Source organism: Paraburkholderia sp. LEh10 (assembly GCF_017814945.1).
Lineage (GTDB): Bacteria > Pseudomonadota > Gammaproteobacteria > Burkholderiales > Burkholderiaceae > Paraburkholderia.
The window spans coordinates 138,957-155,416 of record NZ_JAGIPX010000004.1; the positions used below are offsets into that span (position 1 = coordinate 138,957).

At 62.6% G+C, this 16,460-nt stretch carries 11 protein-coding genes; 4 read left to right on the forward strand and 7 right to left on the reverse strand.

The features are described from left to right. Positions 1-121 precede the first annotated feature (121 nt). The 5 genes from zapE to typA form a co-directional block, all read right to left on the reverse strand. Entirely contained in the window at positions 122-1,219 is a 1,098-nt protein-coding gene (gene zapE, locus J8I87_RS04910; RefSeq protein WP_209930318.1) for a cell division protein ZapE, read from the reverse strand. A 95-nt stretch (positions 1,220-1,314) separates the two neighbouring features. Beyond that, entirely contained in the window at positions 1,315-2,745 is a 1,431-nt protein-coding gene (gene lpdA / locus J8I87_RS04915; RefSeq protein WP_209930319.1) for a dihydrolipoyl dehydrogenase, read from the reverse strand. Between the two features lie 143 nt (positions 2,746-2,888). Beyond that, positions 2,889-4,172, reverse strand: coding sequence for a 2-oxoglutarate dehydrogenase complex dihydrolipoyllysine-residue succinyltransferase (gene odhB, locus J8I87_RS04920; RefSeq protein ID WP_209930320.1), 1,284 nt, complete (start codon positions 4,170-4,172; stop codon positions 2,889-2,891). Positions 4,173-4,315: 143 nt separating this feature from the next. Next, entirely contained in the window at positions 4,316-7,171 is a 2,856-nt protein-coding gene (locus tag J8I87_RS04925; protein ID WP_209930321.1) for a 2-oxoglutarate dehydrogenase E1 component, read from the reverse strand. 364 nt (positions 7,172-7,535) lie between these two features. Continuing rightward, the gene (typA, locus tag J8I87_RS04930) at positions 7,536-9,362 is read right to left on the reverse strand and encodes a translational GTPase TypA (RefSeq protein ID WP_209930322.1); all 1,827 of its coding nucleotides are present in this window, start codon (positions 9,360-9,362) and stop codon (positions 7,536-7,538) included. 312 nt (positions 9,363-9,674) lie between these two features. On the opposite strand from typA, the gene J8I87_RS04935 reads away from it, so the two are divergent. The 4 genes from J8I87_RS04935 (at position 9,675) to J8I87_RS04950 (ending at position 14,683) form a co-directional block, all read left to right on the forward strand. Further along, positions 9,675-10,190 carry a MarR family winged helix-turn-helix transcriptional regulator gene (locus J8I87_RS04935; protein ID WP_209930323.1) on the forward strand — a complete coding sequence of 172 codons (516 nt, stop codon included), beginning with the start codon at positions 9,675-9,677 and terminating at the stop codon, positions 10,188-10,190. Between the two features lie 57 nt (positions 10,191-10,247). Continuing rightward, positions 10,248-11,774: an efflux transporter outer membrane subunit gene (locus J8I87_RS04940; RefSeq protein ID WP_209930324.1), complete on the forward strand. Its 1,527-nt coding sequence runs from the start codon at positions 10,248-10,250 to the stop codon at positions 11,772-11,774. Positions 11,775-11,855: 81 nt separating this feature from the next. After that, positions 11,856-13,076: an EmrA/EmrK family multidrug efflux transporter periplasmic adaptor subunit gene (locus tag J8I87_RS04945; RefSeq protein ID WP_209930325.1), complete on the forward strand. Its 1,221-nt coding sequence runs from the start codon at positions 11,856-11,858 to the stop codon at positions 13,074-13,076. A gap of 38 nt (positions 13,077-13,114) precedes the next feature. Then, complete coding sequence (locus J8I87_RS04950) at positions 13,115-14,683, forward strand: DHA2 family efflux MFS transporter permease subunit (protein WP_209930326.1); 1,569 nt, start codon at positions 13,115-13,117, stop codon at positions 14,681-14,683. 224 nt (positions 14,684-14,907) lie between these two features. Here the strand turns inward: J8I87_RS04950 and J8I87_RS04955 are convergent, their stop codons facing one another. Both J8I87_RS04955 and J8I87_RS04960 read right to left on the reverse strand, forming a co-directional pair. Continuing rightward, the gene (locus J8I87_RS04955) at positions 14,908-15,834 is read right to left on the reverse strand and encodes an SPFH domain-containing protein (protein WP_209930327.1); all 927 of its coding nucleotides are present in this window, start codon (positions 15,832-15,834) and stop codon (positions 14,908-14,910) included. A 92-nt stretch (positions 15,835-15,926) separates the two neighbouring features. Beyond that, positions 15,927-16,376 (reverse strand): NfeD family protein, encoded by a 450-nt coding sequence (locus J8I87_RS04960; protein WP_209930328.1) that lies wholly within the window; start codon positions 16,374-16,376, stop codon positions 15,927-15,929. Positions 16,377-16,460: the final 84 nt, after the last annotated feature.

A 16,460-nucleotide genomic window follows, 5' to 3' on the forward strand; every position in this document is an offset into this window, starting at 1 on the left:
GTCACCCCACTACCGGATATCAGACCAATCCGAATCTTGAAAATGCACCTTGAGCCGCTAGCCGCAAGGTTCCGCGCGAGCCGCGCTATCCCAAACGGCGCCGCCTCGCGCGCGAATCTAATCAGGTTAGCGATGTATCGACGATCCGCCGCGGCGCATCCAGATATTCCTGCGATTGCATCTCGACGATACGCGACACCGTGCGTGTGAACTCGTTGGCCATCGGCCCTTCCGTATAGAGCTGCTCGGGCGGCACGGCCGCCGACATCAGCAGTTTGACCTTGTGGTCATAGAAAACGTCAATCAGCCACGTGAAGCGGCGCGCTTCCGATTGCATACGCGGCGTCATCTGCGGAATGCCGGACAGGATCACCGCATGGAAGCGGCTCGCCAGTTCGAGATAATCGTTTTGCGAACGCGGACCGCCGCACAGCGTCGCGAAATCGAACCAGACGACGCCATCCGCGCGGCGCAACGCCTTCAGTTCGCGCTTCTCGATATGCAGCAGCGGGCTTTCGTCGGGCACGGCGGCGAGCTGCGAGAACGCATCGCGCAGCGCCTTGTCGGCGGCGGCGCCGAGCGGCGCGTGATACACCTCGACCTGCGACAGCGTGCGTCTACGGTAATCGATGCCCGCATCGACGTTGATCACGTCGAGCTTGCTCTTGATCAGCTCGATCGCGGGCAGCAGACGGTCGCGGTGCAGACCATCGGGATACAGCGTGTCGGGATCGTAGTTGGACGTCATCACGAACTGCACGCCGTTCGTAAACAGGCGATCGAGTAGCCTGTACAGGATCATCGCGTCCGCGATATCGGACACGTGGAATTCGTCGAAGCAGATCAGGCGATAGCGCTTGGCGATGCGTCGCGCGAGTTCGTCGAGCGGATCGGCCTGGCCTTTGAGTTCTTCGAGCTCGCGATGTACTTCCCGCATGAACTCGTGAAAATGCAGACGCGTCTTACGTACGAGCGGCACGATCGCGTAAAAGCTGTCCATCAGAAAGCTCTTTCCGCGCCCCACCCCGCCCCACATATAGACCCCCTTCGGCAGATCAGGGTGCATGATCAGCTTCATAAAGGCGTTCGGACGGCGAGCCTTGTACGCGGTCCACTCTTCAAAGCACCGTTGCAGACGATCGACGGCCGCGCGTTGCGCCGGATCGGACTGGTATCCCCGTGTCTGCAGTTCCTGTTCGTAGTATTCGGTGACGTTCATTGTGTGAGGCAGCAATGAAGAAGGCGGGAGGGATTTAACCCACCCGCCTTCGTCGTGTTTCGCTTAAGCCCGAATCAGATCCGGGCAGATGCGTCTTACATGTTCAGCGCGCGTTTATCGACGGCGAGCGCCGCTTCACGCATCACTTCAGACAGCGACGGGTGCGGATGGCAGATGCGGCCGATGTCTTCCGACGCAGCCTTGAATTCCATCGCGACAACCGCTTCGGCGATCAGATCCGACGCATTCGCAGCGATGATGTGTACGCCGAGCAGCTCGTCGGTCTTCGCGTCGGCGACCATCTTGACGAAACCATCCGCCTTGTTGATGCCGAGCGCGCGGCCATTCGCCATGAACGGGAACTGGCCGGACTTGACTTCGCGGCCTTCGGCCTTGAGCTGTTGTTCAGTCTTGCCGACCCACGCAATTTCCGGTTCCGTGTAGATGACCCACGGCACGCAGTTGTAATCGATGTGCGGCTTCTGGCCGTCGATAATTTCCGCAACCATCACGCCTTCGTCTTCCGCCTTGTGCGCGAGCATCGGGCCGCGCACCACGTCGCCGATCGCGTACACGTTCGGCACCGACGTCGCGCAGTGGTCGTCGACGTCGATGAAGCCGCGCTCGTTCGCTTTCAGGCCGATCGCTTCGAGGCCCAGATTATCTGTGTTCGGCACGCGGCCGATCGACACGATCAGGCGGTCGGCGTCGAGCGTCTGCGCGTTGCCGTCCTTGTCCGTGTACGAGATGGACACGCTGTTGTCGGTCGTCTTCACTTCGCCGACCTTCACACCGACGTGGATGTCGAGACCTTGCTTCTTGAACTGCTTCGCGGCTTCCTTCGCGAGCGTCTGGTCGGCGGCACCGAGGAATTCTGGCAACGCTTCGAGCACGGTCACGTCGGAGCCCAGACGGCGCCACACCGAGCCCAGCTCCAGGCCGATCACGCCCGCGCCGATCACGGCGAGCTTCTTCGGCACTTCGGTGAACGACAGTGCGCCTTCGTTGTCGGCGACGATCTTGTTGTCGACAGGGACGTTCGGGAGATGCCGCGCCTTCGAGCCCGTCGCGATGATCACGTTCTTCGCCGTGACCACTTCGGTTTCGCCTTCGCCCGACACTTCGATCTGCACGCCGGCGTCCGTCTTGCCCGTGAACTTGCCGTGGCCCTTGAGCCACGTGATCTTGTTCTTGCGGAACAGGAACTCGATGCCCTTCGTCATCTTATCGACGATGCCTTCCTTGCGGGCCAGCATCTTCACGATGTCGACCTTCACGTTCTCCACGCTGATGCCGTGGTCCGCGAGGTGATGCTGTGCGTTCTCGAACTCTTCCGACGAAGCGAGCAGCGCCTTCGACGGAATGCAGCCGACGTTCAGGCACGTGCCGCCCAGCTTCAGCGCGCCCGCCGGGTTCTTCCACTTTTCGATACAGGCAACCGTCTTGCCGAGTTGCGCAGCGCGAATGGCCGCGATGTAGCCGCCGGGACCGGCACCGATCACGACGACGTCAAATTCTTTGGACATGACTATCCTTTTTGGCTAACCGACGCGGCCGCGCTTCGCGGCGCGCGTGGTTTCAGTACTGCGGAAATGCGAGAGACGCTGTGCTTTTCACATCGCGACGGCGGCGCACGGTTTCAAGCCGTGGCCGCGTCGCGAAACAGGTATTACAGGTCGAGCAGCAGACGAGCCGGATCTTCCAGCGCGTCCTTCATGGCGACGAGCGACAGCACGGCTTCGCGGCCGTCGATGATGCGGTGGTCGTACGACATCGCCAGATAGTTCATCGGGCGGATCACGATCTGGCCGTTTTCGACCACGGCGCGTTCCTTCGTCGCGTGCACGCCGAGGATCGCCGACTGCGGCGGGTTGATGATGGGGGTCGACAGCATCGAGCCGAACACGCCGCCGTTCGAGATCGAGAACGTGCCGCCCGTCATTTCTTCGATCGACAGCTTGCCGTCACGCGCCTTCACGCCGAATTCGGCGATCTTCTTCTCGATGTCCGCGAGGCTCATCTGATCGGCGTTGCGCAGGATCGGCACCACCAGACCACGCGGGGAGCCGACAGCGATACCGATGTCGAAATAGCCGTGATAGACGATGTCGTTGCCGTCGATCGACGCGTTCACCAGCGGGAACTTCTTCAGCGCGTGGACAGCCGCCTTCACGAAGAACGACATGAAGCCGAGCTTCACGCCATGTTCCTTCTCGAACCTGTCCTTGTACTTGTTGCGCAGGTCCATGACAGGGGCCATGTTCACTTCGTTGAACGTCGTGAGGATGGCGTTGGTCTGCTGCGATTCGAGCAGACGCTCGGCGATACGCGCACGCAGACGCGACATCGGCACGCGCTGCTCCGGACGGTCTTTCAGCCACTGGTCGGCCGATGCCGGTGCGCTCACTTGCGGCAGCGCCGGCTTTGCAGCCTTCGGTGCTGCAGCGGGCGCCGGCGCCGGCGCCGGTGCGGCCTTCGCAGCCGGTGCGCCTGCGCCGAGCGCGTCCTGCTTCGTGATGCGGCCATCGCGGCCCGTGCCGGCGACGTCGCCGGCAGCGACGCCCTTCTCGGCCAGGATCTTCGTCGCAGCCGGCGATGCCGCCGTGCTTGCGCCTGCCACAGCGGCAGCCTGCGCGGGAGCCGCGGCGGCGACGGGCTCAGCTTGCGGAGCGGGCTTCACTTCGGCTTCGACAGCCGCTGCGCCCGGCTTGCCTTCCGTGTCGATCTTCGCGATCACTTCGTCGGCGACCACGATATCGCCGTCGTTTTTGATGACTTGCGCGAGCACGCCAGCCGACGGCGCCGGTACTTCCAGCACGACCTTGTCGGTTTCGATTTCGATCAGGATTTCGTCCTGGGCGACGGCTTCGCCCGGCTTCTTCTTCCACTGCAGCATCGTGGCTTCCGAGACCGACTCGGACAGCTGGGGGACCTTGACTTCAACAATAGCCATTTGATTTCTCTGAATACGTATCGGATGACAACGAACCTTGTGCGAACCGCATCTGATGTGTGCGCGTACCAATCGCGCTTACATGGGTTATTCAGACGCGGGGCGGGAAAGCGCTCAGCGCTTTCCCGGTTCGCTCTCTGTGGTTATTTAACGATGGACGCGCCTTTCAGACGGCCAAACGCGCCTTCGACCAGCGCCTTCTGCTGCTCGTAGTGCTTCGCGTAGTAGCCGACAGCGGGCGAGGCCGAAGCGGGACGGCCGCTGTACGCGAGCTTCTGTCCTTCCTTCATGCCTTCGCGCAGGTGATGTTCGATGTAGAACCACGGGCCCTGATTCTGCGGCTCGTCCTGCACCCACACCACTTCGGTTGCGTTGTCGTACTTCTTCAGTTCGGTTTCGAACTGCTTGTGCGCGAACGGATACAGCTGTTCGATACGCACGATTGCGACGTCCTGTGCCTTCGCTTCGCGGCGATGCGCGACGAGGTCGTAGTACACGCGGCCCGAGCAGACCAGCACGCGCTTGACCTTCTTCACGTCGATCGTGTCGTCGGCTTCGCTGAGCACCGGCTGGAACGAGCCCTTCGCGAGTTCCGACAGATCCGACACGGCTTCCTTGTGACGCAGCAGCGACTTCGGCGTGAAGACGATGAGCGGCTTGCGGAACAGGCGGATCATCTGGCGGCGCAGCAGGTGGAACACCTGCGCCGGCGTGGTCGGCTGCGCGACCTGCATGTTGTGGTCAGCGCACAGTTGCAGGAAGCGCTCGATACGCGCCGACGAGTGCTCCGGACCCTGGCCTTCGTAGCCGTGCGGCAGCAGCATCGTCAGGCCCGACACGCGGCCCCACTTTACTTCGCCCGACGAGATGAACTGGTCGATCACGACTTGCGCGCCGTTCACGAAGTCGCCGAACTGCGCTTCCCACGCGACGAACGTGTTCGGCTCAGCCGTCGAGTAGCCGTATTCGAAGCCCAACACCGCCTCTTCCGACAGCACCGAGTCAATTACATTGAACTTCGCCTGACCTTCGGCGATGTTCTGCAGCGGAACGTACGTGCCGCCGTCCCAACGCTCGCGGTTCTGGTCGTGCAAAACGGCGTGACGGTGCGTGAACGTGCCGCGGCCCGAGTCCTGGCCCGTCAGGCGCACGGCGTAGCCCGATGCGACCAGCGACGCGAACGCCAGATGCTCGCCCATGCCCCAGTCGAGCGGCGCCTCGCCACGGCCCATTGCGCGGCGATCGTTGATCACACGCTCGACGAGCGGGTGCAGCTTGAAGCCTTCGGGGATCGTCGTGACGCGTTCGGCCAGACGCTTGAGTTCGGCGAGCGGCACAGCCGTGTCCGCTGCATCCGTCCACTTGCGGTTCAGGAACGGCACCCAGTCGACGGCGTACTTGCTCTTGTAGTTCGACAGCACCGGGTCGACCGTGTGATGACCTTCGTCCATCGCCTTGCGGTACGCCTTGATGAACTCGTCGCCTTCTGCGGCCGTGATGACGCCTTGCTGCACGAGCTTTTCAGCGTACAGCGCGCGCGTGCCCGGATGCTTCGCGATCGTCTTGTACATCAGCGGCTGCGTGACGGCGGGCGTGTCCTGCTCGTTATGGCCCAGCTTGCGGAAGCAGATGATGTCGATCACGACATCCTTGTGGAACTGCATCCGGAAGTCGATCGCGAGCTGCGTGGCCAGCACGACGGCTTCGGGATCGTCGCCATTCACGTGCAGCACAGGCGCTTCGATCATCTTGACGACGTCCGTGCAATACAGCGTCGAGCGCGCATCGCGCGGGTCGGACGTGGTGAAGCCGATCTGGTTGTTGATGACGATGTGCAGCGTGCCGTGCGTGCCGTAGCCGCGCGTCTGCGCGAGGTTCAGCGTTTCCATCACGACGCCCTGGCCCGCGAAGGCGGCATCGCCGTGAATCTGCACGGGCAGCACCTGCAGGCCCTGCTCGTCGCCGCGGCGGTCCATGCGCGCCTTCGCGGAACCTTCGACCACCGGGTTCACGATTTCGAGGTGCGACGGATTGAATGCGAGCGACAGGTGGACGGGGCCGCCTTCCGTCGCGATGTCCGACGAGAAGCCCTTGTGGTACTTGACGTCGCCCGCGGGCAGATCGTCGACGTGCTTGCCTTCGAATTCGGCGAAGAGGTCGGCGGGCATTTTGCCCAGCGTGTTGACCAGCACGTTCAGACGGCCGCGGTGCGCCATGCCGATGACGATTTCCTGCACGCCCGACTTGCCTGCGTGGTGCACGACTTCGTCCATCGACGCGATGAAGCTTTCGCCGCCTTCGAGCGAGAAGCGCTTCTGACCGACGTACTTGGTGTGCAGGAAGCGCTCGAGGCCTTCCGCCGCCGTCAGGCGGTTCAGGATGTGTTTCTTCTTGTCAACCGAGAAGTTCGGCGTGGAGCGGATCGATTCGAGACGTTCCTTCCACCAGCGCTTCTGCTCGGGGTCGCTCAGGTACATGTACTCGGCGCCGATCGTGCCGCAGTACGTGTCGCGCAGCGCCTTGACGATGTCACGCAGCGAAGCCTGCTCGAAACCGAAGTACAGGTTGTTCGTATTGAACACCTGGTCCATGTCGGCTTCGGTGAAGTCGTAGAACGCGGGTTCGAGCTCGGGAATGTTGGGACGTTCGCGGCGCTTCAGCGGATCGAGGTTGGCCCATTGCGTGCCGAGGAAGCGATATGCGCCGATGAGGGACTGCACATAGACCTGCTTGCGCGCGGTAGCGAGATCTTCACCTCCGGCGCGCGGGACGAAGGCATTGGCCTTCGCCCGTTGAGCAAACGATTCGACGATCGGGCCATGGGCCACGTCGTTGGCACTCGTGCCATCCGATGCAGGAACGTTCTGCAGCGCGTCGAAGTAGTTGCGCCAGGTCTCGGGCACTGACGCGGGATTGTCGAGATATGCTTCGTACAACTCTTCTACGTACGGAGCATTGCCGCCGAACAGATACGAGTTCGACTGGAATTGCTTCATCATTTTACGCTCACCTTTCTTCGAGCTTCTCGAGAAATAGCGGGTTACTGAACCTTCCGCGACACGGCCTGACCGTTTAGCGGATTGCGCGAATCAAGTCTTGCTTGGAAGGACCTAAAACTTGCATTCGCGGGAGCATATCACATAACCAATAGTTGACATAGGACAGGTCCCAACCAGAAACCCCGCCGCACGGGGCTTTGCGGCAAGTTTTATGCTTTCGCAACAGTCTATGCGGCAGCGCGCAAGAATGCTTTAGGCGCTTATGAAAGCGTCGACGGGAACATCGTCCGAAACGCCGACGCGAACATAAAAAAAAGCCGCCCAAGGGCGGCTTTTCACTGAGCGTTCGCGCAAACGCGCTGGCTTAGTCGACGGCTGCTTCGCGGCTCGCGCGACGGCGCTCGTGCTCCTTCAGATGACGCTTGCGCAGGCGGATGCTTTGCGGCGTCACTTCGACGAGTTCATCGTCGTCGATGAATTCGACCGCGTATTCCAGCGACATCTGGATGGGCGGAACGAGGCGCACGGCTTCGTCGGTGCCCGACGCGCGCACGTTGGTCAGCTGCTTGCCCTTGATCGGGTTCACGACGAGGTCGTTGTCGCGGCTATGAATGCCTATGATCATGCCTTCGTACAGCGCGTCGCCCGGCTTCACGAACATACGGCCGCGGTCTTGCAGCTTCCACAGCGCGTACGCGACGGCCGCGCCGTCGTCCTGCGAGATCAGCACGCCGTTGCGCCGCTCTCCGAGCGAGCCTTCCTTGAGCGGCAGGTATTCGTCGAACACGTGGCTCATCAGGCCCGTGCCGCGCGTGAGCGTCATGAACTCGCCCTGGAAGCCGATCAGCCCGCGCGCCGGAATGCGGTATTCCAGACGCGTGCGGCCGCGGCCGTCCGACGCCATGTCGAGCATTTCGCCCTTGCGGCGGCCGAGCTCTTCCATCACGCCCCCCTGGTGCGTGTCTTCGACGTCGACCGTCAGCAGCTCGTACGGCTCATGCTTCACGCCGTCGACTTCATGCAGCACCACACGCGGACGCGACACCGCGAGTTCGTAGCCTTCGCGGCGCATGTTCTCGACGAGAATGGTCAGGTGCAGCTCGCCGCGGCCCGACACTTCGAACACGGTTTCGTCGCCCGTGTCCTTCACGCGCAGCGCGACGTTGTGGTTCAGCTCCTTCATCAGACGGTCGCGGATCTGGCGGCTCGTCACGAACTTGCCTTCCTTGCCCGCGAGCGGCGACGAGTTGACGAGGAAGTTCATCGTCAGCGTCGGTTCGTCGACGGTGATCATCGGCAGCGCTTCGGGATTGTCCGGCGCGCAGATGGTAGCGCCGATGCCGACTTCCTCGATGCCGTTGATCAGCACGATGTCGCCTGCCTGCGCCTCATCGACCTGCACGCGCTCGAGGCCCTTGAACGACAGCACCTGGTTGATCTTGCGGTTCAGGATTTCGCCTTCCGGACCGAAGCGCAGCGCGACCTGCTGACCCGGCTTGATGCGCCCGCGCGTGATGCGGCCCACGCCGATGCGGCCGACGTAGGTCGAATAGTCGAGCGACGTGATCTGCAGTTGCAGCGGACCATCCGGATCGGCGGGGCGCACGGGCACGTGCTCGAGGATCGCCTCGAACAGCGGCCGCATGTCGCCTTCGCGCACGCTCGGATCCAGACCGGCGTAGCCGTTCAGGCCCGACGCGTAGACGACCGGGAAGTCGAGCTGGTCTTCCGTCGCGCCGAGCTTGTCAAACAGCTCGAACGTCTGGTTGATCACCCAGTCGATTCGCGCGCCCGGACGGTCGATCTTGTTGATCACGACGATCGGCTTGAGGCCGAGTGCGAGCGCCTTCTTCGTGACAAAGCGGGTTTGCGGCATCGGGCCCTCGACGGCGTCGACGAGCAGCAGCACCGAATCGACCATCGACAGCACCCGCTCCACTTCGCCGCCGAAGTCGGCGTGGCCCGGGGTATCGACGATATTGATGTGCGTGCCTTCATATTCGACGGCGCAGTTCTTGGCGAGAATCGTGATGCCGCGCTCTTTTTCGATGTCGTTCGAGTCCATCACGCGTTCAGCGACCTGCTGGTTTTCGCGGAACGTGCCGGACTGGCGGAGCAGCTGGTCGACGAGCGTGGTCTTGCCGTGGTCGACGTGAGCGATGATGGCGATATTGCGGAGAGCGCGGGACATAGGAACCTGGAGACGCGGGAATACGAGTGGAGTGCGCCACCTGCCCAGCCACCTTCGCCAAGCCCAAAGCGCACTTTTGGGAACCAATAAGTATAGCACGGGCGAATGACGCGTTTCTGTATTCCCTTATGGCGAGACCCACTGTCTTGCCGACGCGACACGCGCGCCTCGCCCCATCGCCCGCCAGTCAAGCCCGCCCGCATTGTGCTCGAACCCGGGAAAGATCCTTGCCTAAGCTGTAATAACGCTTGCCGAGTCAATTAATCGGACCTACAATCGTGCCTAGTCAACCATTGCATTCGCACGAGAATCATGACCGAACCGTCCAACCCGCCCTCGCCTGAAGTCAGCGGATACCAATTCGGCGAAAGCGTCGGCTACCTGATTTCGCGCGTGAAATCGACGATGTCGAACCTCGTCACGCAACGCACGATGGCCGAACTCGGCATCACCGCTCAGCAAGCCAGCGTCCTGTTCATGGTGGCCAGCGGCAAGTGCCTGCTGGCGGCCGAACTCGCGCGGGAATACGGCATCGATGCGAGCGCGGTGACGCGCCTGATCGATCGCCTGGAAAAACGCGGCCTGCTCACCCGGGTGCGCAGCGACGAAGACCGGCGCGTCGTGCGGCTCGCGCTGACGGCCGAAGGCCAGGCGATCGCCGCCCGGATGCCCGCTGTCTTCACCGGCGTGACGGAGAAGCTGCTATCCGGCTTCACGCCGGAAGAAACGGGCTTCCTCAAAAGTTTGCTGAGACGCGTCCTCGCGAACAGCTACGAAGCGTCGGGAGAAAACCGTGACTCGGCAAGCAATACCGATAGCAAATCGTAACAAATTGGTTGCATCGTCCATTAAAGAAAAATGTCATTACATGCAAAGAGTCGAGCGATGAAATTCCCCTCCAGACCCGCACTCGCTTCATCGTGCCGGGCCGCCGCAGCCGCGGCCGTCGCGGCGCTGGCCCTCGTCGGGTGCGCGAACTACTTCGGTCTCAAGGACGACAAGCAGATCGCGCCGAGCTCGCAATTCGAGGCGTCACAAAGTCTGCCCGCCGAAGGCGGTCAATGGCCGACGCTCGACTGGGCCAATCAGTTCGGCGATCCGCAACTGCCGCAGTTGATCACGGAAGCGCTCGAGGGCAGCCCATCGATTGCGCAGGCGCAGGCCCGCATTGCGAAGGCTTCGTCGTATATCGAATCGTCGAAATCCGCGCTTTATCCGAAGGTCGAAGGCAGCTATTCGTGGACTCGCGAGCTGTATTCGGAGAACGCCCTGTTCCCGCCGCCCTTCGGCGGGACGTGGTACAGCGAGAACAACGTGCTCGCCAGTGCCTCCTGGGATCTCGACCTGTGGGGTAAGAACCGACAACGGCTTGGTCAGGCGGTCTCGCAGGAAAAAGCGGCTGAAGCGGACATGCAGCAGGCGCGCGTGACGCTCGCCACGTCGGTTGCGCGCACGTACAACACGCTCGCGCAGCTGTACGCGCTGCGCGATATCGCCGAACGCGAGATCAAGAACCGGCAGACGGTCGGCTCGATCACGAACGATCGGGTCAAGGCCGGCCTCGACACGAACGTCGAACGGCAGACGGCGAACGGCAATATCGCGACGAGCCAGTCGAACCTGACGGAACTCGACGGCCAGATCACGACGACCCGCTACGAGCTGGCCGCGCTGCTGGGCAAGGGCCCGGACCGCGGCCTGCAGATCGCCAACCCGGCATTCAATCGCGGCGGCGCCGTCACGCTGCCCGACAACGTGCCCGCCGATCTCGTTTCGCGCCGCCCCGACATCAACGCGGCGCGCTGGCAGGTCGAGGCCGCGATGCACGACATCAAGGAGGCGAAGGCCGAATTTTTCCCGGATGTGAACCTTGCCGCCGCCTTCGGCTTCGACGCGTTCGGCTGGGGCAAATTCCTGACGTCTTCGAGCCGACAGATCCAGTTCGGCCCCGCCATTCACCTGCCCATCTTCGACGCGGGCGCGCTGCGCTCGCAACTGAAGGGCCGCTACGCCGACTTCGACCTCTACGTGGCGACCTATAACCAGACGCTCATCAACGCGCTCTCCGACGTCGCGACGCAGATCTCGTCGATCCGCTCGATCGACCGCCAGGCGGGCGACGCGCAGCGCGCGCTGGACGCGTCGACGAAAGCGTATGAACTCGCGGTGATCCGCTACAAGGCGGGGCTGTCGCCGCAACTGCAGGTGCTGAACGCCGACGAAAACCGCCTCGCCGCGGAGCAGACGGTGACGAACCTGAAGATGCGCCGCCGCGACCTGCAGATCGCGCTGATCAAGGCGCTCGGCGGCGGCTTCGATGCGACGCAGACGGGCCTCATCGTGCCGACGGATGCGCCTGCTTCGGCTGCGACGGCATCGACGTCACCGGCGACTCACGCGGCATCGAACTGAAGCACAAAACAAGAAAAGCACAGGCGCAGCACATCGCGATCTGAATAAACGATACAGACTGACAGAATCCGGAGCCTATTCATGAGCACGCCCCAACAACCCGCGAACGCGAAGCCGGCCAGCAACGGCAAACGCAAGCGCATGATGACGCTGCTCGTCATCGTGATCCTGATCGCCGCGATCGCGTACGGCCTCTACTACTTCCTCGTCGCGCGCTTCCACGAGAACACCGACGACGCCTACGTGAACGGCAACGTCGTGCAGATCACGCCGCAGGTGACGGGCACGGTGATCGCCGTGAACGCGGACGACACGCAGACCGTCAAGACGGGCGATCCCCTCGTCGTGCTCGATCCCGCCGACTCGCGCATCGCGCTGCAATCGGCGGAGGCCAATCTCGGCCAGGTCGTGCGCCAGGTGCGCGGCCTCTACGCCGACGACAGCCAGTATCAGGCGCAAGTCGCCGTGCGCCAGGCCGATCTGTCGCGCGCGCAGGACGACTTGAAGCGCCGGATGACGGTCGCTCAGACGGGCGCCGTGTCACAGGAAGAAATCTCGCACGCCCGTGATGCCGTCAAGAGCGCGCAAGCCGCGCTCGACGCCGCGCAACAGCAGCTCGCATCGAACCGCGCGCTGACGGCCAACACGACGATCGCCAGCCATCCGAACGTGCAGGCGGCAGCCGCCAAGGTCCGCGACGCGTACCTGAACAATGCGCGCAACACGCTGCCCGCGCCCGTGACGGGCTACGTCGCGAAGCGTTCGGTGCAGGTCGGCCAGCGCGTGTCGCCGGGCAATCCGCTGATGGCGATCGTGCCGCTGAACGGCGTGTGGGTCGACGCGAACTTCAAGGAAGTACAGTTGAAGCACATGCGCATCGGCCAGCCCGTCGAACTGACGGCCGACGTGTACGGATCATCCGTCAAGTATCGCGGCAAGGTGGTCGGCTTCTCGGCGGGCACGGGCTCGGCGTTCTCACTGCTGCCGGCGCAGAACGCGACGGGCAACTGGATCAAGGTCGTGCAGCGCCTGCCCGTGCGTATCGCGCTCGATCCGCAAGAACTCGAAAAGCATCCGCTGCGCATCGGCCTGTCGATGCAGGTCGACGTCAGCATCAAGGACGACACGGGCGGCGAACTCGGCAGCGCGGTCAACAGCGTGTATCAGACCAACGTTTTCGACAAGTACGGCGACGAAGCCGACGCGGAGATCGCCCGCATCATCACCGAAAACGCCGGCCCGAATGCAGGCGTGCCGCAGAAGGCGGCGTCCAGCCCGAAGGCCACGCCGAAGCTGATGTAAGCGGCGTGCATCTGCACATAAAAAGGTTCAAACGATAGATGGCTCAGTCTCAAGCGCAGCTTCCTCATCCGCCGCTCGAGGGCGCGCAGCTGGTGATCGGCACCATCGCGGTGTCGCTCGCCGTTTTCATGAATGTGCTCGACACGTCGATCGCCAACGTGTCGATTCCTTCGATTTCCGGCGACCTCGGCGTATCGGCCGACCAGGGCACGTGGGTGATCACGTCGTTCGCGGTCGCCAACGCGATCTCCGTGCCGTTGACAGGCTGGCTCACTGACCGCATCGGGCAGGTGCGCCTGTTCATGGCGTCGATCGTGCTGTTCGTGATCTCGTCGTGGATGTGCGGGCTTTCGCCGAATCTGCCGTTCCTGCTCGCGTCGCGTGTTCTGCAAGGCGCCGTGGCGGGTCCCATGATTCCGCTGTCGCAAACCCTGCTGCTCGCAAGCTATCCGCGCGCAAAGGCGCCAATGGCGCTGTCGATGTGGGCGATGACGACGCTGATCGCGCCCGTCGCCGGTCCGATTCTCGGCGGCTGGATCTCGGACAACATCTCGTGGCCGTGGATCTTCTACGTGAACATCCCCGTCGGAATCCTAGCCGCGATTGCGACATGGGCGATCTTCCGCAACCGCGATTCCGTCATTAAGAAGGCGCCGATCGACGTCGTCGGTCTCGTGCTGCTGATCACGTGGGTCGGCTCGCTGCAGGTCATGCTAGACAAGGGCAAGGATCTCGACTGGTTCGCATCGACGACGATCGTCGTGCTCGCGTTGACGGCGCTGATCGCGCTTGCGTTCTTTATCGTGTGGGAACTGACGGACAAGCACCCGGTTGTCGACCTGTCGCTCTTCAAGCTGCGCAATTTTACGGGTGGCACGGTGTCGCTCGCGATCGGCTACGGGTTGTATTTCGGCAATCTCGTGCTGCTGCCGCTGTGGCTGCAGACCGACATTGGCTACACGGCAACGGATGCCGGTCTTGTGATGGCGCCCGTCGGCGTGTTCGCGATCCTGCTCTCGCCGCTGACTGGCAAGATCCTGCCGCGCACCGATCCGCGCTATATCGCGACGGCGTCGTTCCTCGTGTTCGCGCTGTGCTTCTGGATGCGCTCGCGCTACACGACGGGTGTCGACACCTACTCGCTGACACTGCCGACGCTGATCCAGGGCATCGGCATGGCGGGGTTCTTCATTCCGCTCGTGTCGATCACGCTGTCGGGCCTGCCGGGCAACCGGATTCCGGCGGCGTCGGGCTTGTCGAACTTCGTGCGGATCATGTGCGGCGGCATCGGCACGTCGATCTTCGAGACTGCGTGGGATCACCGCTCGATCCTCCATCACGCGCAACTGACCGAGCGTGCGAACGCGTATAACCCGGTGTTCAACCAGTCCGTCACGCAGATGGACGGTATTGGCCTTAGCCATGAACAGGCGTACGGACTCGTCAACGCGATGACGACCCAGCAGGCGGCGCAACTTGGCGTGAATGACCTGTTCTATGTGTCGGCGGGTATTTTTGTCGCGCTGATCGCGCTGATCTGGGTGACGCGGCCGGAGCGTGCGGGCGCAGGCGGTGATGCTAGTGCGGCGGCTTCGGCGGCGCATTGAGGTGTCGTCGGTTGTTTTTGCCCTTCGCGGGCATGCCGGCGATGCGGTTTTGTTTTTGCCTTTGCGCGGGCATCCGCGATGCGGTCTGTTTTGCCGCTGTCGCTGGCATCCGCGATAGCGCCTCGCGGCGCAGGCGTTGCCCCTGTGCGGAGCAAAGCAAACCGCAACCGCGAATGCCCGCGCAAAGGCAAAAAACAAAGCCCGCGTCGCGAACCAAAAAACTCTCACACCGTCGTCTTACCCTGCTTCACGATAGTCAGCGCCGCCGCGATCATCGAACTCATATCCGCCATATTGCCCGGCACAATCAGCGTATTACCCGCCTTCGCCAGATTCGCGAACGCATTCACGTACTGCTCGGCGACCTTCAGATTCACCGCTTCCATACCCCCAGTCGACTGAATAGCCGCCGCGATTTTCTGGATTGCCTGGGAATTGGCCTCGGCGACAGCAAGAATCGCCGCTGCCTGACCTTGCGCCTGGTTGATCGCCGCCTGCCGCTCGCCTTCGGACTTCTGGATCGCCGCCTCGCGTCCGCCCGAGGCGATATTAATCTGCTCCTGCTTGCGTCCCTCCGACGCCGCAATCAACGCGCGCTTCTCGCGCTCGGCGGTGATCTGCGCCTGCATCGCGTGGAGGATTTCCTTCGGCGGCGTCAGATCCTTGATCTCGTAGCGCAGCACCTTCACGCCCCAGTTCGACGCCGCTTCGTCGAGCGCCGACACGATCGAATGATTGATGAAATCGCGCTCCTCGAACGTCTTGTCGAGTTCGAGCTTGCCGATCACCGAGCGCAGCGTGGTCTGCGAAAGCTGCGTGATCGCGAACACGAAGTTGCTCGAACCGTACGATGCCTTCATCGGATCGGTGACCTGGAAATACAGCACGCCGTCCACCTGCAATTGCGTGTTGTCGCGCGTGATGCAGACCTGGCTCGGCACATCGAGGGGGATTTCCTTCAGCACGTGCTTGTACGCGATCCGGTCGACGAAAGGCAGCACGAAGCTCAACCCCGGCGTCAGCGTCGCGTGATAGCGCCCGAGCCTCTCCATCACCCACGCGTGCTGCTGCGGCACGATCTTGATGGTCCGCGCGGCGATCACGATGACGACGATCAACAAGACCAATCCAACGATGCTTGATGGTTCCATTCCTGCACCCCCAATCTGTTTTTGAATTGTTGTGCGCATCTGAATGCGCGCTTCAAGCGCGTCTGAACGACGCGTGATTCTGATCCGACTACTTAGGTTCGAGCCGCATGGCGGCTGGCGACAACGACGAGGCAATTGCCGCGCAGCGCGGTGATTTCGTAGATGTTCGCGTCCTCCGGCTCGCCGGGCGCGAGTTCGACTTCCCATGACGCGCCGCGATAGCTCGTGCGCGCCCGTCCGTCATGCCATGAGGGCACAGTCAGCGTCGAGCCGATGTCGATGTTCACATCAGGATTACGCGCGGCTTCGGCGCGTCTTTTTGTCTTGCGCCCATAGCGGGATTTGCGCAGGACTAACACCGCCGTCAGCGCGACAACGGCCGCGATGCCGAACTGCAGCGTCAGGTCCGCGCCCGCCAGACGCGCCAACGCCGCCGCAATAAAGCCCAGCGCCACCATCAGCAGATAGAACGTGCCGTGCATCAGTTCGAGCACGATCAGTATGCCCGCGCCGATCCACCAGAACAGTCCAACGTGCGTCACTTGCGCCTCCACAAAGCAAAACACCCCGGAAACTACCCGGGGTGTTTATAGCATGAAGCGTGAGCCTTTTATCGTTCGTAGCTG

What these genes read in the sequence shown, in the direction of transcription:
- J8I87_RS04940 (WP_209930324.1), top strand. Translation starts at nt 10,248, where the DNA reads ATGAAATTCCCCTCCAGACCCGCACTCGCTTCATCGTGCCGGGCCGCC.
- J8I87_RS04950 (WP_209930326.1), top strand. Translation starts at nt 13,115, where the DNA reads ATGGCTCAGTCTCAAGCGCAGCTTCCTCATCCGCCGCTCGAGGGCGCG.
- J8I87_RS04945 (WP_209930325.1), top strand. Translation starts at nt 11,856, where the DNA reads ATGAGCACGCCCCAACAACCCGCGAACGCGAAGCCGGCCAGCAACGGC.
- J8I87_RS04925 (WP_209930321.1), bottom strand. Translation starts at nt 7,171, where the DNA reads ATGATGAAGCAATTCCAGTCGAACTCGTATCTGTTCGGCGGCAATGCT.
- lpdA (WP_209930319.1), bottom strand. Translation starts at nt 2,745, where the DNA reads ATGTCCAAAGAATTTGACGTCGTCGTGATCGGTGCCGGTCCCGGCGGC.
- zapE (WP_209930318.1), bottom strand. Translation starts at nt 1,219, where the DNA reads ATGAACGTCACCGAATACTACGAACAGGAACTGCAGACACGGGGATAC.
- odhB (WP_209930320.1), bottom strand. Translation starts at nt 4,172, where the DNA reads ATGGCTATTGTTGAAGTCAAGGTCCCCCAGCTGTCCGAGTCGGTCTCG.
- typA (WP_209930322.1), bottom strand. Translation starts at nt 9,362, where the DNA reads ATGTCCCGCGCTCTCCGCAATATCGCCATCATCGCTCACGTCGACCAC.
- J8I87_RS04955 (WP_209930327.1), bottom strand. Translation starts at nt 15,834, where the DNA reads ATGGAACCATCAAGCATCGTTGGATTGGTCTTGTTGATCGTCGTCATC.
- J8I87_RS04935 (WP_209930323.1), top strand. Translation starts at nt 9,675, where the DNA reads ATGACCGAACCGTCCAACCCGCCCTCGCCTGAAGTCAGCGGATACCAA.